Raw genomic sequence first — 19,719 nt, forward strand, 5'->3', positions numbered from 1 at the left:
ACGGAAGCCATTTTCGTTAGGATGCGCAGGTTCGATTCGGGAAGTTGCCGGCGGAAACGGATTTTTTGGGTGACGATGTCGTAACATAAAGTTCAAAGTTGCTTTTAAATACGGAAACGTCACATTTTTAACATGGCTTTTGCCAATTGTTATCGCTATAATGTGAGGTGAAAAGAAAACCCGAAAAAAGGTGATTTTATTATGGTAACCGGCCGTTTTCGCACGCTTGCTCTCGCATCGTGCATCGGAATGCTTCTTGTACTGCTTGCCGGAGCTTTAGTGACGAATACCGAATCAGGGCGAGGCTGCGGTGACGATTGGCCGCTCTGCAACGGTAAGTTTGTCCCTTCTTATACGCTGGAATCATTAATTGAATATTCGCATCGTCTTGTAACAGGCTTTGAAGGGCTTCTCGTGCTAGCGGCTTTTTATGCGACATATCGGCTATACCGCAGCAACAAAGCGGATTTTATTGAACCGCTTTATTATGCTGGCGCAGCGCTTGCCTTTACAATCGTCCAAGCGCTGATGGGCGCGGCAGCGGTAATGTGGCCGCAGTCTCCGCCGGTCATGGCCATCCATTTCGGCATATCGTTGCTCGCATTTGCTGCAACACTGCTGCTCGTCGTATGGTCCTATCGGGTGAAAAATGGACGGCAGGCATCGTTTGTCGTACCGCGCTCGATTTATCCGCGGGCTTTAGCCCTATCGGTTTATTGTTATGTCGTTGTTTATCTCGGGGCATTCATCCGTCATACGGAATCGGCAGGCGGCTGCGTCGGCTGGCCGCTCTGTAACGGGGAAGTCATTCCGGCGTTTGAAGGCGCGACAACGATCGTATTTATTCACAGAGTGGCAGGATTGATACTCGGTTTGCTCATTTTCGGCATGTACGTTCATATTCGCCGGGTAACGAAAGGCAATGAAGGACTGCAGGTGTCTGCGGCTTGGGCAGTCATTCTCGTCGTCTGCCAAGTGCTGAGCGGCGCGTGGCTGACAGCTACAGTATCGAACGAGGACTGGTTTATTTTCACAAGCTTGCTTCATAATTTAATTATTACCGGTTTGTTCGGCATATTGCTTGATATGCTGATACGTTCCAAGCGGTTGCAGGAGAGGACGGATAACGGTTGATTTTTAACAACTTACGCGAATTTATTGAGGTATTAAAAAAAGATAACGACCTTGCGATTATCGATGTGCCGGTAGATCCTTATTTGGAGCTGGCTGAAATCCATCGCCGGGTAATCGAACAGGAAGGACCCGCGCTGCTTTTCACTAATGTGAAGGGCAGCTCTTTTCCTGTCGTAACGAATTTATTCGGCACGAGCCGCAGAGTAGATCTTGCATTCGGCCCGCGCCCGGAAGCGCTGATGAAGCAAATTGTCGGAGCTGCGGACCGGATTATGCCGCCGACGCTCAAAGCGATCTGGGGAGAGAAAAACTTAATATGGGACATGCTTAAAGTAGGCATGAAAGAGACGCCACCGGCAAACTCGCCTGTATTGCAGACGCTTCGCAAGGATCGGCCGCTTGCCGGACTTCCTGCGGTGACGAGCTGGCAAGAGGACGGAGGCCCGTTTATTACGCTGCCGCTTGTGTATACCGAAAGTCTGCAGGCGCGCAAAAAGCATAATCTCGGCATGTACCGGATGCAAATTTTCGACGATTCGACGACCGGCATGCACTGGCAAATACATAAAGGCGGCGGCTTTCACTATTATGAGGCGGAGCAGCGCAACGAAGCGCTGCCGGTATCGGTATTTCTCGGAGGGCCGCCGGCGTTGATCGCATCGGCAATTGCGCCGCTTCCGGAGCATTTGCCGGAGCTGCTGATGGCTTCGCTTATTCTTGGCGACAAATTGCCAGTCGTGCAAAACCCGCAAGGCGGCCATCGCATCCCTTCGGAAGCAGAGTTCGTTATTAGCGGCAAAGTGCCGCCGCATCTGCGCCGTCCGGAAGGACCGTTTGGCGATCACTTTGGTTATTACTCGCTAACGCATGATTTTCCGATTTTCCAAGTCGATCATGTATGGCATCGTAAAGATGCGATTTACCCGGCAACAATTGTAGGTAAACCGCGTCAGGAAGACTACTACCTTGGCGAGTATTTACAACGGCTGCTTGCACCGGCGTTCCCGATGGTTATGCCGGGCGTTCGCGAGCTGTGGGCTTATGCGGAAGCCGGCGTTCATGCGCTGGCCGCAGCTGTCGTCAGGGAGTCCTATTCCCGCGAAGCGCTGTCGACGGCGTTCAGCATTCTCGGCCAAGGCCAGCTGACGCTCACGAAGTTTCTGATGATTACCGATCAGCCGATCGATCTGTCGAAGTTCGACGTTCTGCTGGAAACGGTGCTTGAGCGTTTCGAGCCGCATGCCGACTTGTTCGTCTTCGACGAGACGTCGCATGATACGCTCGATTATACGAGCGGCAAGCTGAATCACGGGAGTAAAGCGGTTATGCTTGGCGTTGGCGCACAAGTTCGCGAGCTGCCTTCCACTTATGAAGAAGGCGTTATTGAAGAAATTACGAACGCGCAAGTGTACTGCCGCGGATGTCTTGTGGTGTCGGGCGCTTCTTATGAAGCGGAGCCGGAGCTTGCGCAAAGGCTGCTGCAGCGATTGTCCGAGCGCAGCACCGAGTGGCCGCTCGTTATTTTGGCTGATGATGCTAATATTGCTCATGCACAGACGCCGTTTCTATGGACCGTATTTACACGGTTTAACCCGGCTGACGACATCTATGCGAATGCAGATATTCGCCGCCATCACTTTGGCTATAAGCTGCCGATCGTCATTGATGCCCGCATGAAGCCTGGTTATCCGGACGAGCTGTTCCCGCGTGAAGATATTACGGAGCTTGTAGATCGCCGTTGGAATGAATATTTCAATAAATCATGACGTTACAATAGAAGGGCGCTGATCCTTTTGCTGCGTTTCATGTTTGACGAGCCGGAGCGGAAAGCAGAAGGCCAGCTGGCTGATGCAATCCGCTTAATGAATCAATTTGCTGCCATGCTGCAAAGCCGGGTTGAGGCTGGGCAAGATACCGACCACAAGCTTAGAACCTACGAGATATGGACTAAGGGGCTGCTGGCGTCATTAAATGAGCTGGAACAAAGCTGTTATGCGGCAAACCGTTACCGCGAGCGCGTACAGGCCGTTTCCGTCAGCCAAATGTCGGAGGAAGAATTGCTCGATTATCGACGTTACGTCTATTTTGACAAAAATGCTTTCATTCGTGTGTTTTCACTAATGGATAAGCTTAGCATTTTGCTTAACGATATGCTGGAAATGAAGACGGAACGAATCAAGCCTCATTTCTCCTACTTTACGGTATTGCGCAACATGAGGGAGAAGAATGCCCATCCGGGGTTAACCTGGAAGCTGAATGATGTGAAAGAAAAAAACAAAGAAGCGATGAACCGACTGCGGAAACGGCGGAATGTCGAGGTTCATTATATGAATTCGGAAATGCAGGATGACCTGGTGCAAAGCCACAAAGATTACGGCGAAGAAGTGCGGCTTGAAAATATCGCATCGCAAGCGTCTGATCTGGGGCAAGGGCTGGAGCTCGTTGTCGATTCATTGTCGCTTACCTTTCAGTACGCCTGCGAAAAGCTTCAAACTAGAAAAGCGTAACCGGCGGCTTTGATGCGATCCGGAACAAGATCAAGTAAGTTGTGTAAGAAAGCACCGGTATAATCCGGTGCTTTTTGTTGTTTAGGCAATCGTGTGCAGCAGCCGTGATCGGAATAGCGAGGCCGGTTCGCTGAATAGCGACGTAGAGTTCGTCAGAGCAGCATCGTGCGGAATCATGTGCTGAATAGCGAAGCCGGTTCGTTGAATAGCGAAGCAACTTTCTTTGCAAAGCTTTGAAATGAAGCTTTGAATATGAATAGGGAACTAAAGTGCGTTGTTCAAGAATGTTGGTTCGCTGATAGAGAAACTGGATTCGTTGTTTGTGGAAGTGTGCGGCAAAGCAACCTTTACAGCGAACTTGGATTCGCAATATTGCGAAGCTGATTCGCTGTTTGCTTGGGACGAGGCAGAAGGACTGTTCGCGAAGCAGAGGCCGATCTCTAACAAATTTTTAATCCGTTAGGAGAAGCATACACTTCTTGGATGATTCGAAAGAGTCTGCGAGGCCGTTACAGCAGGGTGGATGGCCGGAAAAAAAGAAGGAGCCACCTCTAAACAGGCGACCCCTTCTTTTACATCATTTAGAATACTTGTACGACCTCTTGAACGCCTTCTACCTCTTCGAGAAGGGCACGTTCGATGCCGGCTTTCAATGTGATCGTCGAGCTTGGGCAGCTGCCGCAAGCACCCATAAGGCGGAGTTTAACGATACCGTCCTCCACGTCTACGAGTTCAACGTCGCCTCCGTCGCGTTGCAGAAACGGACGCAATTTATCGAGTACATCCAATACTTCGTCGTACATAGTGTCTTGTGTTTGTTCACTCATTGCAATCATCTCCTTTCTCCCCTATTATAGTACAAAGTGACGCGAATGAAAATGGATATCAAACCTTTATAAGATAGGACATGGTGAAACCAGTTGAGCAAGCCGTTGATTGAATTCTGTGCCGGCAACATGCATCACGACGGCGCCCAAAAACTGTTAAAGCAATTCGAACAAAACGAACAATATCGCGTTATTGAATACGGCTGCCTTGGCAACTGCGGCGAGTGTTACTTAAGGCCATTCGCTCTGGTCGACGGTCAAATCGTTGCAGCGGAGACAGCCGATGAATTGCGTGAAAAGGTGCAGGCTGCGATTTAACTAGCCGAAGTGCCTTTTCGATTTCCAGAGCACGCCGCTCTTAACGAGCCGCGGAATTTTGCCGACGAGCGGCGTACCGCCCATCATGCCGAAGCCGCTTTTTTTGCCAAGCGATCCGAGAACGCCTTTAAGATTTAGTTTGCCGAGACGAGGCGTTTTATCATTCCATACCGCATGCATAACTTCGGCGATTTGTTTGCCTTGCGCGCCAGCTGCTTGTCCGCTAGGGGACAAAGGCAGGGAAGCACAGTCGCCGACGACGAAAACGTCAGTATGATCAGGCAGCTGATGCCATTCGTTAATGATGAGTCGTCCTTGCTTGTCCTTCGGAAGATTTATCCGTTGTACGAGCTCAACAGGCTGAATGCCTGCCGTCCATACTGTAACGTCTGTCAAAATCGTCTCGTCGTTATGCTGGTCGTAAAGCGAGCCTTGCTCTAGACGCGAAAGCGATACGTGGCCGCGCATTTCAACGTGATGCTCGTTAAACCATTGCGCAACGAATTTTTGCAGCGAGCCAGGGAAGGCGGAAAGTACGCTCGGGCCGCGGTCGATAATACGAATGTTCAAGTCCGGACGGCTTTCGCGCAATTCAGCCGCAACCTCAACGCCGCTCAAGCCGCCGCCGATGATTGACACTTGACCGTACGGTTTTACATCGTTCAGAAGCTGGTAAGTACGGCGTGCAGCCGAGAAGGTTTGAATGCTTGTAGAATATTGCTGAGCGCCTTCAATGCCGTGATAATTATCCGTACAGCCCAGGCCGATGACTAGCCATTCATATTCAAGGGGATCTTGCCCTTCGAGATAAACAAGCTTTCTCTCCAAATCAAGCTCGGATACCTCGCCGTATTTATTTGTAATGCGCGGATCAGTCGGGAATTTGACGCGAAGCTCCAGGTCCGAAACTGTTCCCGCCGCAAGCGCGTAATATTCCGTTTTTAAACCTTGATAAGGCATCCGGTCGATAAGCACGATTTCCACATCAAGAGGGAGCTGCTTTTCGAGCAACTCCGCTGCAATAGCTTGGCCGCCGTAGCCGCCGCCTAGTATGACAAATTTTCTCATCCGATCTCACTGCTCCACATTCTATGTTTATTAATTTTGATAAAGGCCTTATTTTGCTAATATGCTCGTCATTGAGAAGGATTACTCATAAACCTTTACTTCATTATAAAATGTATCTCGTTCAACAGGAATTCGGCCCGCGCCTTTAATGAGCCAAATCAAATCCTCGCGTGTAATGCCCTCTGGCGTCAATGCGCCTGCCGAATGGCTAATTCTTTCTTTCACAATGGTTCCATGCGCGTCAGATGCGCCCATCGTGAGAGCTACCTGCGTCAATTGCGTGCCGATATTAATGAAATAAGCTTTAATATGCTGGATATTGTCCAGCATCAACCGGCTTATCGCGATTGTTTTCAAGTCTTCGAACGCCGAATTGCGGCGGCGAATGCCTGCCTTCGGATTAATCGGCTGCATGGAAAGCGGGATAAAGACGAGAAAGCCGTTCGTTTCGTCCTGAAGCTCGCGAATATGAATCAAGTGCTTGATCCGGTCTTCATGGGATTCAATCGAGCCGTACAGCATCGTCGTATGCGTGCGCAATCCGAGACCGTGAGCAGTACGATGCACTTCCAGATACTGGCTGACGTCCGCTTTGTCGACGCGCATTTTTTTACGATAATGATCCGATAAAATTTCCGCGCCGCCGCCAGTCAGCGATTTCAGTCCGGCTTTCATCAGCTCCTGCAGCACTTCCTTATAGCTCAGGCCGCTAATACGCGAGAAGAAATCGATTTCCGCCGCCGTGTAAGCCTTAAGAGTGACTTCCGGAAAACGTTCATGCAACGCTTTTAACGAATCAACGTAGTACTGAAATGGAACATGAGGATTATGGCCGCCGACAATATGGAATTCGCGTACGCCAGGGTGGAAATGCTGCTCGACATACTCGATCATCTGTTGGCCGCTTAACGTGTAGGCGCCTTCCTGGCCTTCATCCTTGCGGAAATTACAGAAGGCGCAATGCGCTTCGCAAACATTCGTAAAATAAAGGCTCATATTTTCGATAAAATAAACCTTTTTCCCGTTTTTACGAAGATTGACTTCATTCGCAAGCTGTCCTATCGTCAGCAAGTCGTCGGACTGGTAGAGGAATACGCCGTCCTCCAGCGTCAGCCGCTCGCCTTGCCGCACCTTTTCGATAATTTGCTGCATATGCGTGTTCTCGCTATGCACAGCCATATTCATGCTGATAACCTCCTTAATAAGCGCGAAGGAACAGGAATATTCATTTCCTTTGCTCACTTATTTGCTGGATTTAGTTTGTGAAAAAAAGAACTTGCCTGCGCCGATTCAGAAAGCTGAACCTATTATAAACCTGTTCGGAAAGTCGGGCAACCTTAAAGTTTATTCAAACGCTTTCAATAAACGCGCGGCGCGGGCTTTGCTTTCGAACGGCGTTCATCTCTTGAGGAAGCGGCGAAAGAGGAGTATACTAAAAGTAAGTAAGGATGGCTTTTACAGTTATGTTAGGGAAAGATCCTGATGTATCAAATGAGTGACTTTAAGCTCCGCTTAAAGATCCTGATGTATCAAATGAGTGACTTTAAGCTCCGCTTAAAGATCCTGATGTATCAAATGAGTGACTTTAAGCTCCGCTTAAAGATCCTGATGTAAGGAGTGATTCGGCATGATCACAATTAGTGAATCGGCGACAGATAAAATAAAAGAAATGCTCGAGGAGGAAGGCACTCCAGGGCTGTTCCTTCGTATCGGCGTAAAGGAAGGCGGCTGCAGCGGCTTCTCGTACGGTATGGGTTTCGATGATGAGGAGCATGACAACGACAAAGCGCTTGAATTGTCCGGCCTTAAAGTTGTGGTGGATGAGGATAGCATGAAATATTTGAACGGTCTTCTGATTGATTGGAAAGACTCTGCTATGGGCGGCGGCTTTACGATCGACAACCCTAACGCTACCGCTACTTGCGGTTGCGGCTCGTCGTTCCGTACGGCGACAGCTGCTGGCAATCCGTCTGCGGATCCTTGCTAATTTGGTCAAAAATTAAACCTCCGGACTTTTGTGTTTATGACACAAAGGCTCGGAGGTTTTTAATTAGTACCAATTTAGTACCAGTTGCCTATCCAGCCAACAACCAGGATGACGCCAAAGGCCGTAAGAACGATGAGCAATTTTTTCTCCCAATAGTTGTGCTTTTTCATGAGGAGCACTCCTTTAACCGTTTATAGACGCTTGCCTGTAAAAAACGATATAAACCTGCTATCATTAGATGACAACGCTTTTATGGAGGTGCCTAGCGGAATGAATAAATTCCCGATTTGGCCAGAAGGTACAGTAAGCGATCAGGGCGAAATTCCGGCATTGACGCCGTATTTGCTGCAATCGGACAAGCCGCTTGCGGCTGTTATTGTATTTCCGGGCGGCGGCTATGAATATAGAGCCGATCATGAGGGTCATCCGGTAGCGGAATGGCTGAACGACATTGGGCTTCATGCCTTTGTTCTTGATTATCGCGTAGCGCCGAACAGGCATCCGATTCCGCTCAACGACGCAAAGCGGGCGATTCGGACCGTACGCAGCCGCGCTGCTGAATTCGGCATTGATCCAAGCCGGGTCGGCATACTTGGCTTCTCGGCAGGCGGCCATCTCGCTTCGACTGCGGGAACGCATTACGATGCAGGCGATACGGCGAATGTTGATCCGATTGAGCGCGAGAGCAGCAGACCGGATCTAATGGTGCTCTGTTATCCGGTCATCTCGTTGGGCGAGTACCGCCATCACGGCTCGCTCGTAAATTTGCTCGGAGAGGATGCTCCGCAGGAGCTTCGCGATTCCTTATCCAGCGAGCTGCAGGTTACGGCGGACACGCCGCCAACGTTTTTGTGGCACACGGCTAACGACGAAGCGGTTCCGGTTCAGAACAGCTTGATGTTCTCGCAAGCGCTCAGCGCCTACGGCGTTCCATTTGAACTGCATGTATACGAGCAAGGCAAGCATGGACTTGGGCTGGCTTATGATCATCCGGAAGCCCATACATGGACGCTGAATTGCGGGAATTGGCTGAACCGCCGGGGATTTGTAGAGGAGCTGTCACCGGTAGAAGAATAAAGCGAGCGCTCGAACAAGCTCGGACAAGCTCGAACAAGCTAGAGGAGTTGGAAAAATAAATTGAGAAAGCTTGCTTATATAGGACTGCTGTCTATGATGCTATTATCCGCATGCGGCGATGGCGGAGAAGAAAACGATCACAGCAATCATAATAGCGGGGAAATCCAAAGTCATGACAAAACAACGCATGCGGCAAACGGCGATTTGCAGGAAAAGACGGCTTCCGCTGACGTCATGCCATCGTTTCTCGCTAATCAGCCGGAAGATATTCGGATCGTGTATCAGGTTGCAGGCAAAGCAACAGATTTGCTGGAGTGGATTCCTTGCTATTGCGGCTGCGGTGAAAGCGCCGGGCACAAAAGCAATTTGAACTGTTTTATTGCTGAAGTGCAGGAAGACGGCTCGGTCGTATGGGACGACCATGGCACACGCTGCGGCGTATGTCTAAAAATTGCCGCCCAATCGGTTCAAATGAAGCAGGACGGCAAATCGACGCTGGAGATCAGACAGTGGATCGACAAAAACTATGCGGAAGGGTTTGCAGCCCCGACGGATACGAAAATGCCATCTGCTTAAAGTGTTTTGGTTAAACAGCGAACTGCGCATTCGAATGTTCTTCCTATCGCCATTGTTCGGGGATTCCTTGTATCAACGAAGCAAGGTCGGAATCCCCGAACAAAAGCGACCGCTGACGCTTTTACAGAATCATCCGAATGCTCCGTTTGTCATTAACCTGCTCACTAAAAAATCGCAAAAAAGCTGTGCAGCCTTCTGCACGGCTTTTTTTTTACGAGCGATTCGCTATGGAAATAGCTCTTTTTTTAACCTGATGGCAAACAAACGGAGCAAGCGAGTGATTCTGAAGAAGCGGAGCGTTCGCCTTTTTATCCGGATACAACAGCGATCGTAAGAACATTCGCTTGCGCAGTTTGCCGATGCCAACATGCTATACTTTTACACTGTCGTTTCTTCAGCAGGTACAGCTTTGGATGCGGCGCGATATGGCAATGCCGACGCTGCGATCAGCGACAATACAAACGCGACGGCTGCTGAAATGACAAGCGTCGTTGTTGACGAAGAGGACAATGACGCTCCGCCAAAGTAGAGCGATTCGCGCAGCGTTTCCGCTCCAAAACGCAGCGGAATCCATGAATACAGCCAATTCTGCGAGAAGGCCGGAAGCATTTGCGAGGGCAATCCCAAAATAGGCGAGCCGAAGAAAAAGATGAGAATGACGATTGGCATCCCTTTCATTCCGAGCCAATTGAGCAGGCAGGTTTGCAGGAAGAAAAAGCTATAGCAGACAAGCGCGAAATATACGCTGAAATTCCCGATGTTCTCGATGCTCATGCCTAGCGTACTCTTCGCAAGCAGCAGCGTTGCTCCCAGCGCCGCCGCACAATATAACAGCCCAATAATCGCTTGAACGGCAATAAGTCCGGCATTGCCCAATCGGTTTGCGGAGCGAAGTTTGCCAATAGCCAGCGTTGTCAAGACAGATGCGATAATCGCGCCGAACCAGGCCAAAATCGTAAACGCAACCGGAGCATTGCCGTTAGCGCTATGCGCAGGCACAGGATGGACGGTTTCTGCTTGGATCGCAATAGGCGAAGCGAGCAAAGCCGCTTGAGCGGTATTGAGCGAATCGCCCTGCGCCTTGATCGTTTCGAGCAGCTGCTCCCGGAGATGATGATTTACACTTTCTCCGATTTTCGTTATAACCTGGCTGGCCATATTGGCCCCGGTCGTATTCATCCCTTGATTGACATAAGCTTTAATCGTCGCTGCTTGCGGTGAAGGGCTAAGCAAGGAAGCGACGTTTGCGCTCAAATTATCAGGCAATACGAGGACGCTGTAATATTCCCGCGCATCCAGTCCTGCCAATGCTTCATCGACGCTTCCTAACACTTCCCACTTTAGCGGAGCGTCCGTTCCTTCCGCAGGCGCGGCAGTAACCTGTTGTAGAATAAGGTTGCCGATGGCGAGCGATTGACCGTTAGGCAATTGCACTTCCTTATCGAGCATGACGACGGCGACAGGCAAATTTTTCGGCACCGGATTCGACGACGAACCCAGCTGTGCGAGCCCCATAATGAAAATAACGGCAACGACGCCAATCAGTCCAATCCAAATCAGTTTGTTTGCCATTATTTGTTTGGCTTTCTCCATAAGATTATCCCTCCATTTAATAGACAAAGTGTTCAATAAAGATCATAATGTTAATTATAAAGAGGATTTAGCGACGATCAATAATCAATCGAGATGCAAAATGTCGTTTTATTGACAGTATGCATCAATGTGTTCATTAACGGAGAAAGCAGGGGCTGCGATATGGAAGAAAAAGCGGATTTGCGAAAAAAACGGACAAAGCGTTTGCTGCGGACAGCGCTGTTGGAGCTTGTGGAAGAGAAAGGGCTGGAGCGAGTGACGGTACGGGATTTGACGGAGCGGGCGGAAATCAATCGAGGCACCTTTTATTTGCACTATCGCGATGTGCCTGATTTTATGGAGCGGCTGTCGGGAGAAATATTCGATGGAATGAAGTCGCTGTTAACGCAGCTTAACCCGTATGAGATTAAGCAATATGCGGAAAAAGGAGTGCCGTATCCCGGTGCGGTGCAAGTGCTGAATTATGTCGCTCAAAATGCCGACTATTTTCGTGTCATTCTCGGCCCTAACGGAGACACCCGATTCTCAATGAAGGTGAAAGAGTTTATGAGCGATCATTTATATTCGCATGTATTCTCTAAAGCATCCGATGAATTCAAATTTCCGCGCGATTATTTAATCGCCTTTATTACATCCGCCAATATTGGACTGTATACGCATTGGATCTTGAACGGTATGTCGATGCCGGTGGAGGAACTGGCGCTGTTTATAACCCGGATTTTATATAAAGGGCCGCTGGCTGTAGCGGAAATATTAAAGTAGAAGAAAGCCTGGCCGGACGGCCAGGCTTTACTTGAGGTGTTAGCCCCGCATCTTCCGCGATTTCAGCCAAAGCGGTATGCGGAATAAGAGGTTGATGAGCAGGACGATGAATACAAGTACAGCAGCCGCTTTCTGAGCGATCTCTTGCGCGTCAGGCACGATCGCTTCCGACTGGACGTACCATAAGTGGACAGCCAGCGTAGCTCCTGGAGAGAAGAGGCTGAAATCCCACATCTCGCCCGAAGTCGTGACGCCTGCTGTCAGTATAATAACCGCGCTCTCGCCGAAGGCGCGGCCGGCGACGAGACAGATGCCGGTCACGATGCCGGTAAGCGCAGCCGGAATGAGGACGCGCATAATCGTTTGCAGATGCGTCGCGCCAAGCGCGAAGGAAGCGTGCTTAAGCTCTTTCGGCACAGCTCGCAGCGATTCCTCAGTTACCCGCGTCAGAACGGGCAGGTTCAAGAAGGCAAGGCTGACGGCGCCTCCCAGAATCGTCAAGCCGATCTGAAACATTTCGACGAAGAGCGCGATGCCGAAAAGTCCGAAAATGATCGAAGGGACGGATGCCAGCGCTTCGACGCAAACCCGCGCAAAGCTGATCAGCTTATTGTCCGGAGCAAACTCGGCCAAATAAATGCCGGCCGCCATGCCAAGCGGGATTGAAATGAGCAATGACAAAATTAAAATATAAAAGGAATTGAGCAGCGTCGGACCGATGCCGCCGCCTTCATCAATTTCGCTTGGCAAGCCAAACAGAAAATCCCACGTCAGCTTCGGCAGGCCGTCCTCAAGAATAAGGAACAGCAGCCCGAAAATAAAGAGCACCGATGCGATGCCGACAAACCAAACGAGCCAGGTAAAAAGACGGTTGTTGAGCTTGTTAAGTCCGCCGTTGCCTCGAAACGGATTAGCAGCCGCGTTTCTCATCCTTTATACCCCCTTTGCTGCAGCCAGCGAACAGCCGCAATCATAATAAGCGAGATCATTAGGAGCAGGAAGCCCATCATATACAGCGCATAGTTCCAAGTGGAATCGAACGGCACATTGGATATTTGCATAACGATATTACTCGTCAATACCGAAGTCGGCTTGAGCAGGCTGTCGGCTAACTGCGCCGTATTGCCAATAACCATAACGACAGCCATCGTTTCGCCGATCGCGCGGGCCATGCCCAGAATGACAGCGTACATAATGCCGCTGCGCGCGGAAGGCAAAAGCACCTTCCACACAGTATGGAAGCGGGTGGCGCCAAGTGCGTAAGAGGCGTCGCTATATTTTTGCGGAACGGCGGAAATAGCATCATCGCTTATCCGGCTTATCGTCGGCAGCACCATAATCGTCAATACGAGCGCGGCGGCAAGCAGGCCATCGCCCATGCCGCTGCCCGTTACGGTGCGGATCATCGGAATGAGGACAGTTAAGCCAAGATATCCGTAGACGACGGAAGGAATGCCTACGAGCAGATCGAGTATCGGCCGCAGCATATTTTTAAGCCACACCGGCACGAAGACAGACAAAAATATGGCGATCGCAATCGAAATCGGAACGCTGATGAGCAGCGTAAGCGCGGTTAATGCAAACGTGCCGAAAATGAACGTAAGCGCGCCGTATTGCTCCTCCATCGGATTCCAATTGGCGGAGAGGAAAAAGTCGGCCAGCGAAATGTCGCTGAATGTCAATATGCCCGTTCGAAACATGAGGATGAGAATAAGAAATAATATAAGGCAAACGAAGCAGGCGCTCGCTATGCAAATGTAACGGAACATGCGGTTCATCGCGAATAGCCTTTTTTTTCGGTCGAATGGTTTGCCGCTGCCGGTCATCATGCTGCCGCCAAGCTCGTTTCGTTTGGAAACGGTATGTGCCGGAGCAGAAGACGGAGAGATTGCCGTTGATTCCATGATCAAAGTGGCTCCTTTCAGCAAGAACGCCGGCTCACGCCAATTTGCGCAAGCCGGCCGCTCTTTATTGGACGAATCGTCCTTATTTCATTGCGGAAATCGGAATGAACTTCAGTTTTTTAAGCGAACCGTTTTGGAACTTGGAGCTTTGAACATAAGCGATGAACTCTTTAACAGCGCCTTTTGGTTGGCCTTTAGTCATGTAGTAGCCGTAGCCCCATACTTTGTATTTGCCGTTAATAACGTTTGCTTCCGTTGGCGCGACGCCGTTGATGGAAACAGCAGTCATTTTGTCCGATACATAAGCAAGGTCCATATAACCGATTGCGTTAGGCGTCGTCTCGATTGCCGTCTTCATGTCGCCGCTCGTTTTTACTTCTTTATAGTTGTCGCCTTTGGTCATAAAATCTGTGCCTTCGAGCGCCTTCAGCTGGAAGTTGACGCGAGTGCCGGAACCGAACGTACGGTTAACGACGATAATTTCAGCATCTTTGCCGCCGACTTCTTTCCAGTTTGTAATTTTGCCGGAGAAAATGCCTTGCAGCTCTTTCGTCGTCAATTTCGTAGCCGTAACGTTTTTGTTCACGACTGCGGCGAATGGAATGACTGCAATTTTATGTGCGACTTGACCTTCGAATTTTTTGAAGCCCGGTACGTCTTTTGTTGCATCCCAGTCTACAGCGCCGATGTCGGCGATGCCTTTGCGCACGGATTGAGGACCGGTAATCGAGCCTGCAGCCGATGCGGAAATTTTCACTTTCGGATGCAGCTTTTTAAATTCATTGGCTGCTTGCAGCGTCAAAGGAAGGAGTGCCGAGGAGCCGTTAATAACGATTTTGCCCTTCAATTTGCTTGCCGCTTCTGCGACATGCACCGAACCGAAGCCGATGACGGCAACGAGTGCCATAATTGCGATCTGCTTAAACCATTTCATTGCGAAATTCCTCCAATAGTTAGTTTGTGATTGTTACAAATTTCCCGTTGTTCTCAACAGCAAGAACGCCGTTGCTCAAAGCAGCGAGCTTCCCGACATTGGAGACGATCAGTTCCGTAACGCCGTCCGACACGGTTTGCACAAGCTTGGCGCTGCCCGTTACGGCATCAACCGAGTAGATGGCGTTGCCGTCGCCTTTAGCAGTCAGCAAGTATAACTGACCGTCCCGTTGAACGAGCTGATAGACGTCTTGTTCAGCGAATAGTGTTGTTGCTGCCTTGCCTGCATTGTCGACTGCCGCAAGCGAACCGATGCTCTCTTCATCGCTGCCCATGCTGACATAGAACAATCGGGAACCGTTTGCCGCGATCTGCGGGAAAGCCTTGTCGTTCTTGTCAGTAGTCAATTGGAGCGGCTTGGCGCTGCTGTCAGCAGAGTTGTAATAGAACAATTGAGGCTCTGTTCCCGCAGCGTCGATTGCAACATCGTCCAAGTCGACTTCTTTGGAGCTGTCAGCCGTTACTTTCGGCTGTTTGATTACCGCGTAGCCGAATTGTTTGCCGTCGATGGAAACGCTCAAGTTCGCTTTGTAATCGACTTTGTCTTCCAGCAATTTCGTTACTTTACCGTCCGCAAGATCGACTTTGGCGATTACGGAGTTTTTGTCCCCTTGCAGGAAGAAGAGCGATTTGCCGTCGTTTGACCATTGCAATTCGTTTTTGATCGAGCTGTCTGTGCTAGCGACCACATCTTGTTTCGTGCTCAGCGTAATAATATGTACCGCGCCGCTTGGATCGGTATATGCCGCTTGGGAGCCGTCTTTCGATACGACCAGATCAGAGGTGTCGGAAGATGCGAGCAGCAGCTCGTTTCGGCCGGTAGCAGCATCGACAACATAATCTTCGCGGCCGTTTTCAACGGTTTTGGAAACGATAAGCTGTGATGCATTTGCCCATACAGCGTGGTCGATGCCCGACAGCAGCTTGATTGTCGCTACAGTATTGCCAGTGCTGGCATACGTCGCGCCAAGACCTTGGAGCAGCGAAGCAGGCTCAGCAAAAGCGTTCCCGCCAACCAGCGTCAAAGCATTGCCTTCCAGAGTGACGATGTTGTGGTTCAATTGAACCTTGATCGTTCCGCCGGAAACGCTAAGCGAAGCTTCGATTGCGCGAGCGATATCGCGAACCGAGACGAGCGCCACGCCGTCTTTGTCGATCGTGCGAATGTCTGTCGCTTTGCCGTTGACGGAGAAGGACGCCGTCATAATCTGGAGCGATTGCTGAGAAGACGATTGCGCCATGATTGGACTTACCGCTGTTGCGCCCAATGTTGCTGCGAGCATGGAGATGACCACTACTTTTTTCATTTGCATCGTTTTTCGTCACCTTTCTCGATATCAATCTCTTATTCACCGTCAGTCTATCAACCAATTATTATCCCATTATTTAGAAAAGGTAATGATTTTGTAAATGAAGGGGAAAGGTAAGGTTGACAAATTATTCGAAAAGATTTATCTTGAATTCAAGATATTTTAAAGGCAAAAGCGGAGGAGGCGATCGGATGGCGCAAATGAACGATGAAGCGGAGCGAACAGCATTGAAGCTGCTGGTCGTACTGTCTAAAGCATACAAAAGCGTGATGGAAGAAGCGGTTAAAGATATTAAAACGTATGGGTTGTCTGCATCCGAGTTCGGTATTTTGGAAGTTCTTTATGCAAAAGGTCCTATTCCGCTTCAGCAAATTGGCGACAAAATTTTAATTACGAGCGGAACGATAACGTACAACATCGACAAGCTTGAAAATAAAGGATTATTGAAACGAGTTCCATGCGAAGCGGATCGAAGAGTCACTTTCGCGGAGTTAACAGAAGCGGGAGCCGCGCTTTTTGACGAAATTTTCCCCCGGCACAGCAATCGAATGGAATCGGTGATGGGCGGACTTTCGACAGAACGACAGAAAGAAACGATCGAGCTGCTGAAGGCGCTTGGAAAAGGAGTGGCTTTGAGTAATAAGGAGTGACTTTGAGTATAAGGAGTGACTTTGAGAATAATGAGTGACTTTGAGAATAATGAGTGACTTTGAGCTCCGCTCAAAGATCCTGATGTCATGCTCAAAGATCCTGATGTCATGCTCAAAGATCCTGATGTAGCTAAGGAGTGAACGACAATGACAAAAAACTATCGAGCAATTGAAGGCATCATGCAAGGAGCGCCGTTCCATATGGTGGGAGACGGATTCCGCGTCTCGAACTATTTTCCCGGAGGCAATGACCTGCGGCAACGATTCAGCCCGTTTGTCTTAATGGACTACGGCGCGCCGTTCGAATTTCCGCCGACTGCCGAGGCGAAAGGCGTCGGCGCTCATCCGCATCGAGGCTTTGAGACGGTTACCATCGCATACCAAGGTTATGTCGAGCATCACGATAGCGCGGGCAATCACGGCATTATCGGGCCGGGAGACGTGCAATGGATGACGGCCGGCTCCGGCGTGCTTCATAAAGAATATCAAGAGAAGGCTTTCTCCCGGCGCGGCGGCGTTATGCAAATGATTCAATTGTGGGTTAATTTGCCGCAAGCGCATAAAATGACGGAGCCTGGTTATCAGGAGCTGCTCGCCGCACAAATGGGACGAACGGAGCTTGATAACGGAGGCGGGCAAGTCCGAATTGTAGCAGGCGAATATAACGGCGTTCGCGGACCGGCAAAGACGTTTACGCCCGTTCATTTGTTCGATATCGCCTTCAACAAAGGAGGCGCGGCCCGGTTCTCGCTTCCTGCGGCGTTCAATACAGGCTTCCTTGTCCTTCGCGGCGAAGTTAAAGTAAACGAAGAACGGAAAGCGTCCGAGAATGATTTCGTATTGTTCGCGAACACCGAAGGCGAGATATCCGTTGAAGCCTTGTCGGAAGACGCATTAATCCTCGTCTTAAGCGGCGAACCAATCAACGAGCCAATGGTGCAGCACGGACCGTTCGTTATGAATAACGAGCGTGAAATTGTACAAGCCTTCTCCGATTTCCGTTCGGGCAAGTTCGGAAATTTTGACTTTTAATCGCTTCAGCCCTGGCCGTTTGGCCAGGGCTTTTGTTTGATTGGAGCGTCGGCAGCTGGTATCATATGGATGGTTATTGTTGAACATTTTCTACGCAATGATTTGGTGGGGGCATGCAGGATGTATCGTATTTTTATTGTAGAAGACGATGATAAGATCGGCGGCATATTGAAATCAAATATGGAAAAGTACGGATTTGAGGCGCGCCGCGCCGTTCAGTTCAAGGAGCTGCTGGCGGAGTTTGTGGAGTATGATCCGCATTTGGTGCTGCTTGATATCAATTTGCCGTATTTCGACGGTTTTTACTGGTGCAGGCAAATTCGTACTCGCTCCAATGTTCCTATTATATTTATATCGGCGCGGGCCGGAGAGATGGACCAGGTGATGGCGATTGAGAACGGAGGCGACGATTATGTCGCGAAGCCGATTCATCTCGATCTGCTGATGGCAAAAGTAAGAGGCGCCTTTCGCCGCGTCTACGGCGAATACGCGGCTCCGGCAGCCCAAACGGGCATCGGCGGAGATGTTGAAATAGACGGTCTTGTTTTGTATTTAAGCCGCAATGAATTGGAGTGGCAAAACCGAAGGATGGAGCTGACCAAAAATGAATTGCTGCTGGCCGAATGCTTCATGCGCAGCTATGGGCAAGTCGTTTCCCGCGAGCAATTGCTGGAGGCGTTATGGGATGACGTGCAATTTGTCGATGATAATACGCTTACCGTTAATGTAACCCGGCTTCGTAAAAAGCTGGAGGAGCTCGGTATCGTAAAAGCGATTGAAACGGTTCGGGGGCAAGGCTATAAGCTGCAAGTGCCGGCTATCGAGAAAGGGGCGGGCAAAGGATGAGCTTCAAAGCCTATTTGTGGGATCGCAAGCTGTTGATTGCCGTTTATCTATTAGGCGTCGGCATCGCATCGGCGCTTTTTATGCTGGACAAGCTGCGCTACTCAGAGCAGGCCGATCCCGGCTTGCTCTATTATTTTATCGAGCTTGCGCTCGTTTTCCTTGCAGCGGGGCTAGCCGTCGATTATTTCAGGCAGCGCGCCTATTTTCGCCAGCTTGATGAGGCGACCCGATTAGCTCCGGTAAAGCTTGATGCTTCAACGCTGATCAAGTCTGGCGTAACGGCGGAGCAGGGTGCGGTTCAAAAGCTGCTCGATGCGCAATACAGCGCCTATATGACCGAGATTAATAAATACAGGCGGCAGCAAGAGCAGCACAACCATTTCGTCATGCAGTGGGTACATCAGATGAAAACGCCGGTAGCGGTAATCGATTTGCTTGCTCAACAGGGCTCCGGCCAGTCTCAATCGGATGAACAGCTGCAGTTGTTAACGAGCCTGAAAGAGGAAACCGAACGGTTGAACCGGGGACTTGAAATGATGCTTCATACGGCAAGACTCGATAAGTTCGAGCTTGACCTGCATCCGCGCCGATTGCCGGTTCACGAAATGATCCGCACGGCGATTAATGCGCATAAGCGGCTATGTATCCGCTATTCGATATACCCTCGTGTCGTTGGGGAAGCGGAGGCAGAGACCGATGAGAAGTGGATAACCTTTGTCTTGAATCAATTGATTAACAACGCGATTAAATATTCCAAGCATAAGGCCGGAAACAAGAAGCTTACGGTGACCGTTAAGCCGTATAACGCGAATGACGGCGAAGGAGCAGGAGGAGTCATGCTATCGGTCGAGGATGAAGGTATCGGCATTGCGCCGCAGGATTTGCCGCGGGTATTCGATCCGTTCTTTACCGGAGAAAATGGGCGCGCGGTCGAGGAATCGACCGGAATGGGCCTCTATTTAGCCAAACGGGTATGCAACCGGCTTGGGCATGACCTGCAGCTGGTGTCCGAGCATGGACAAGGAACCGTGGCGACGATTTACTTTAAACCGAAGGGCATCCATCGGATTGAAAACTGATGCGGGATCCAAAGCGAATACCCTCCCTTCAAAACTTGCCGCCAAGGACGGCGAAG

Annotated in this window: 21 protein-coding genes; 13 read left to right on the forward strand and 8 right to left on the reverse strand. The window is 50.1% G+C overall.

Annotated features, from left to right (window positions below):
- Positions 1 to 201 precede the first annotated feature (201 nt).
- The 4 genes from GOM71_RS21800 to GOM71_RS21815 all read left to right on the forward strand — a co-directional run bounded on the left by GOM71_RS21800 (position 202) and on the right by GOM71_RS21815 (position 4,104).
- Positions 202 to 1,134 carry a COX15/CtaA family protein gene (locus tag GOM71_RS21800; RefSeq protein ID WP_156284944.1) on the forward strand — a complete coding sequence of 311 codons (933 nt, stop codon included), beginning with the start codon at positions 202 to 204 and terminating at the stop codon, positions 1,132 to 1,134.
- Positions 1,131 to 2,900 (forward strand): UbiD family decarboxylase, encoded by a 1,770-nt coding sequence (locus tag GOM71_RS21805; RefSeq protein WP_156284946.1) that lies wholly within the window; start codon positions 1,131 to 1,133, stop codon positions 2,898 to 2,900. Before GOM71_RS21800 ends, GOM71_RS21805 begins: the two co-directional genes overlap by 4 nt.
- 39 nt (positions 2,901 to 2,939) lie before the next feature.
- Positions 2,940 to 3,641 (forward strand): Cthe_2314 family HEPN domain-containing protein, encoded by a 702-nt coding sequence (locus GOM71_RS21810; protein ID WP_253944971.1) that lies wholly within the window; start codon positions 2,940 to 2,942, stop codon positions 3,639 to 3,641.
- A gap of 274 nt (positions 3,642 to 3,915) precedes the next feature.
- Positions 3,916 to 4,104 carry a hypothetical protein gene (locus tag GOM71_RS21815; RefSeq protein WP_156284950.1) on the forward strand — a complete coding sequence of 63 codons (189 nt, stop codon included), beginning with the start codon at positions 3,916 to 3,918 and terminating at the stop codon, positions 4,102 to 4,104.
- A 118-nt stretch (positions 4,105 to 4,222) separates the two neighbouring features.
- Here GOM71_RS21815 and GOM71_RS21820 read toward each other — a convergent pair whose 3' ends face one another.
- The gene (locus GOM71_RS21820) at positions 4,223 to 4,468 is read right to left on the reverse strand and encodes a NifU family protein (protein WP_111148128.1); all 246 of its coding nucleotides are present in this window, start codon (positions 4,466 to 4,468) and stop codon (positions 4,223 to 4,225) included.
- A 93-nt stretch (positions 4,469 to 4,561) separates the two neighbouring features.
- On the opposite strand from GOM71_RS21820, the gene GOM71_RS21825 reads away from it, so the two are divergent.
- Positions 4,562 to 4,786, forward strand: a complete 225-nt coding sequence (locus GOM71_RS21825) for a YuzB family protein (RefSeq protein ID WP_156284951.1) — start codon at positions 4,562 to 4,564, stop codon at positions 4,784 to 4,786.
- On the opposite strand, the gene GOM71_RS21830 is transcribed toward GOM71_RS21825, so the two are convergent.
- Positions 4,787 to 5,854, reverse strand: a complete 1,068-nt coding sequence (locus GOM71_RS21830; RefSeq protein WP_156284953.1) for an NAD(P)/FAD-dependent oxidoreductase — start codon at positions 5,852 to 5,854, stop codon at positions 4,787 to 4,789.
- Between the two features lie 81 nt (positions 5,855 to 5,935).
- Positions 5,936 to 7,039: an aminofutalosine synthase MqnE gene (gene mqnE, locus GOM71_RS21835; protein ID WP_156284955.1), complete on the reverse strand. Its 1,104-nt coding sequence runs from the start codon at positions 7,037 to 7,039 to the stop codon at positions 5,936 to 5,938.
- Between the two features lie 442 nt (positions 7,040 to 7,481).
- On the opposite strand from mqnE, the gene GOM71_RS21840 reads away from it, so the two are divergent.
- The 3 genes from GOM71_RS21840 (at position 7,482) to GOM71_RS21850 (ending at position 9,494) form a co-directional block, all read left to right on the forward strand.
- Complete coding sequence (locus GOM71_RS21840; RefSeq protein ID WP_156284956.1) at positions 7,482 to 7,841, forward strand: HesB/IscA family protein; 360 nt, start codon at positions 7,482 to 7,484, stop codon at positions 7,839 to 7,841.
- A gap of 270 nt (positions 7,842 to 8,111) precedes the next feature.
- Positions 8,112 to 8,918, forward strand: a complete 807-nt coding sequence (locus GOM71_RS21845) for an alpha/beta hydrolase (RefSeq protein WP_156284958.1) — start codon at positions 8,112 to 8,114, stop codon at positions 8,916 to 8,918.
- Positions 8,919 to 9,011: 93 nt separating this feature from the next.
- Positions 9,012 to 9,494 carry a PCYCGC motif-containing (lipo)protein gene (locus GOM71_RS21850; RefSeq protein WP_156284993.1) on the forward strand — a complete coding sequence of 161 codons (483 nt, stop codon included), beginning with the start codon at positions 9,012 to 9,014 and terminating at the stop codon, positions 9,492 to 9,494.
- A gap of 378 nt (positions 9,495 to 9,872) precedes the next feature.
- Here GOM71_RS21850 and GOM71_RS21855 read toward each other — a convergent pair whose 3' ends face one another.
- Positions 9,873 to 11,087 carry a YhgE/Pip domain-containing protein gene (locus GOM71_RS21855; protein ID WP_156284960.1) on the reverse strand — a complete coding sequence of 405 codons (1,215 nt, stop codon included), beginning with the start codon at positions 11,085 to 11,087 and terminating at the stop codon, positions 9,873 to 9,875.
- Positions 11,088 to 11,249: 162 nt separating this feature from the next.
- Between GOM71_RS21855 and GOM71_RS21860 the strand changes: the two genes are divergently transcribed.
- Positions 11,250 to 11,849, forward strand: a complete 600-nt coding sequence (locus GOM71_RS21860; protein ID WP_173275913.1) for a TetR/AcrR family transcriptional regulator — start codon at positions 11,250 to 11,252, stop codon at positions 11,847 to 11,849.
- A 39-nt stretch (positions 11,850 to 11,888) separates the two neighbouring features.
- Here GOM71_RS21860 and pstA read toward each other — a convergent pair whose 3' ends face one another.
- The 4 genes from pstA to GOM71_RS21880 all read right to left on the reverse strand — a co-directional run bounded on the left by pstA (position 11,889) and on the right by GOM71_RS21880 (position 16,053).
- Positions 11,889 to 12,779, reverse strand: coding sequence for a phosphate ABC transporter permease PstA (pstA, locus tag GOM71_RS21865; protein WP_156284964.1), 891 nt, complete (start codon positions 12,777 to 12,779; stop codon positions 11,889 to 11,891).
- Positions 12,776 to 13,753, reverse strand: a complete 978-nt coding sequence (gene pstC, locus GOM71_RS21870; protein WP_156284966.1) for a phosphate ABC transporter permease subunit PstC — start codon at positions 13,751 to 13,753, stop codon at positions 12,776 to 12,778. Before pstC ends, pstA begins: the two co-directional genes overlap by 4 nt.
- Positions 13,754 to 13,835: 82 nt before the next feature.
- A complete protein-coding gene (locus GOM71_RS21875) occupies positions 13,836 to 14,687 on the reverse strand; it encodes a phosphate ABC transporter substrate-binding protein (protein WP_156284968.1) in 852 nt (283 codons plus the stop codon).
- 19 nt (positions 14,688 to 14,706) lie between these two features.
- Positions 14,707 to 16,053, reverse strand: a complete 1,347-nt coding sequence (locus tag GOM71_RS21880; protein WP_173275917.1) for a TolB family protein — start codon at positions 16,051 to 16,053, stop codon at positions 14,707 to 14,709.
- 194 nt (positions 16,054 to 16,247) lie between these two features.
- On the opposite strand from GOM71_RS21880, the gene GOM71_RS21885 reads away from it, so the two are divergent.
- From GOM71_RS21885 to GOM71_RS21900, 4 genes are all read left to right on the forward strand, one after another.
- Positions 16,248 to 16,706: a MarR family winged helix-turn-helix transcriptional regulator gene (locus GOM71_RS21885; protein ID WP_156284971.1), complete on the forward strand. Its 459-nt coding sequence runs from the start codon at positions 16,248 to 16,250 to the stop codon at positions 16,704 to 16,706.
- A 147-nt stretch (positions 16,707 to 16,853) separates the two neighbouring features.
- Positions 16,854 to 17,738: a pirin family protein gene (locus tag GOM71_RS21890; RefSeq protein ID WP_156284973.1), complete on the forward strand. Its 885-nt coding sequence runs from the start codon at positions 16,854 to 16,856 to the stop codon at positions 17,736 to 17,738.
- 120 nt (positions 17,739 to 17,858) lie between these two features.
- A complete protein-coding gene (locus GOM71_RS21895) occupies positions 17,859 to 18,584 on the forward strand; it encodes a response regulator transcription factor (RefSeq protein WP_156284975.1) in 726 nt (241 codons plus the stop codon).
- A complete protein-coding gene (locus tag GOM71_RS21900) occupies positions 18,581 to 19,663 on the forward strand; it encodes a sensor histidine kinase (RefSeq protein ID WP_156284977.1) in 1,083 nt (360 codons plus the stop codon). Before GOM71_RS21895 ends, GOM71_RS21900 begins: the two co-directional genes overlap by 4 nt.
- The last annotated feature ends 56 nt before the right edge of the window (positions 19,664 to 19,719 follow it).

The sequence above is a fragment of the Paenibacillus sp. NEAU-GSW1 genome (assembly GCF_009737085.1).
GTDB lineage: Bacteria > Bacillota > Bacilli > Paenibacillales > Paenibacillaceae > Pristimantibacillus.

What these genes read in the sequence shown, in the direction of transcription:
- GOM71_RS21800 (WP_156284944.1), top strand. Translation starts at nt 202, where the DNA reads ATGGTAACCGGCCGTTTTCGCACGCTTGCTCTCGCATCGTGCATCGGA.
- GOM71_RS21810 (WP_253944971.1), top strand. Translation starts at nt 2,940, where the DNA reads ATGTTTGACGAGCCGGAGCGGAAAGCAGAAGGCCAGCTGGCTGATGCA.
- GOM71_RS21820 (WP_111148128.1), bottom strand. Translation starts at nt 4,468, where the DNA reads ATGAGTGAACAAACACAAGACACTATGTACGACGAAGTATTGGATGTA.
- GOM71_RS21830 (WP_156284953.1), bottom strand. Translation starts at nt 5,854, where the DNA reads ATGAGAAAATTTGTCATACTAGGCGGCGGCTACGGCGGCCAAGCTATT.
- mqnE (WP_156284955.1), bottom strand. Translation starts at nt 7,039, where the DNA reads ATGAATATGGCTGTGCATAGCGAGAACACGCATATGCAGCAAATTATC.
- GOM71_RS21840 (WP_156284956.1), top strand. Translation starts at nt 7,482, where the DNA reads ATGATCACAATTAGTGAATCGGCGACAGATAAAATAAAAGAAATGCTC.
- GOM71_RS21845 (WP_156284958.1), top strand. Translation starts at nt 8,112, where the DNA reads ATGAATAAATTCCCGATTTGGCCAGAAGGTACAGTAAGCGATCAGGGC.
- GOM71_RS21850 (WP_156284993.1), top strand. Translation starts at nt 9,012, where the DNA reads ATGATGCTATTATCCGCATGCGGCGATGGCGGAGAAGAAAACGATCAC.
- GOM71_RS21855 (WP_156284960.1), bottom strand. Translation starts at nt 11,087, where the DNA reads ATGGAGAAAGCCAAACAAATAATGGCAAACAAACTGATTTGGATTGGA.
- GOM71_RS21860 (WP_173275913.1), top strand. Translation starts at nt 11,250, where the DNA reads ATGGAAGAAAAAGCGGATTTGCGAAAAAAACGGACAAAGCGTTTGCTG.
- pstA (WP_156284964.1), bottom strand. Translation starts at nt 12,779, where the DNA reads ATGAGAAACGCGGCTGCTAATCCGTTTCGAGGCAACGGCGGACTTAAC.
- pstC (WP_156284966.1), bottom strand. Translation starts at nt 13,753, where the DNA reads ATGGAATCAACGGCAATCTCTCCGTCTTCTGCTCCGGCACATACCGTT.
- GOM71_RS21875 (WP_156284968.1), bottom strand. Translation starts at nt 14,687, where the DNA reads ATGAAATGGTTTAAGCAGATCGCAATTATGGCACTCGTTGCCGTCATC.
- GOM71_RS21880 (WP_173275917.1), bottom strand. Translation starts at nt 16,053, where the DNA reads ATGAAAAAAGTAGTGGTCATCTCCATGCTCGCAGCAACATTGGGCGCA.
- GOM71_RS21885 (WP_156284971.1), top strand. Translation starts at nt 16,248, where the DNA reads ATGGCGCAAATGAACGATGAAGCGGAGCGAACAGCATTGAAGCTGCTG.
- GOM71_RS21890 (WP_156284973.1), top strand. Translation starts at nt 16,854, where the DNA reads ATGACAAAAAACTATCGAGCAATTGAAGGCATCATGCAAGGAGCGCCG.
- GOM71_RS21895 (WP_156284975.1), top strand. Translation starts at nt 17,859, where the DNA reads ATGTATCGTATTTTTATTGTAGAAGACGATGATAAGATCGGCGGCATA.
- GOM71_RS21900 (WP_156284977.1), top strand. Translation starts at nt 18,581, where the DNA reads ATGAGCTTCAAAGCCTATTTGTGGGATCGCAAGCTGTTGATTGCCGTT.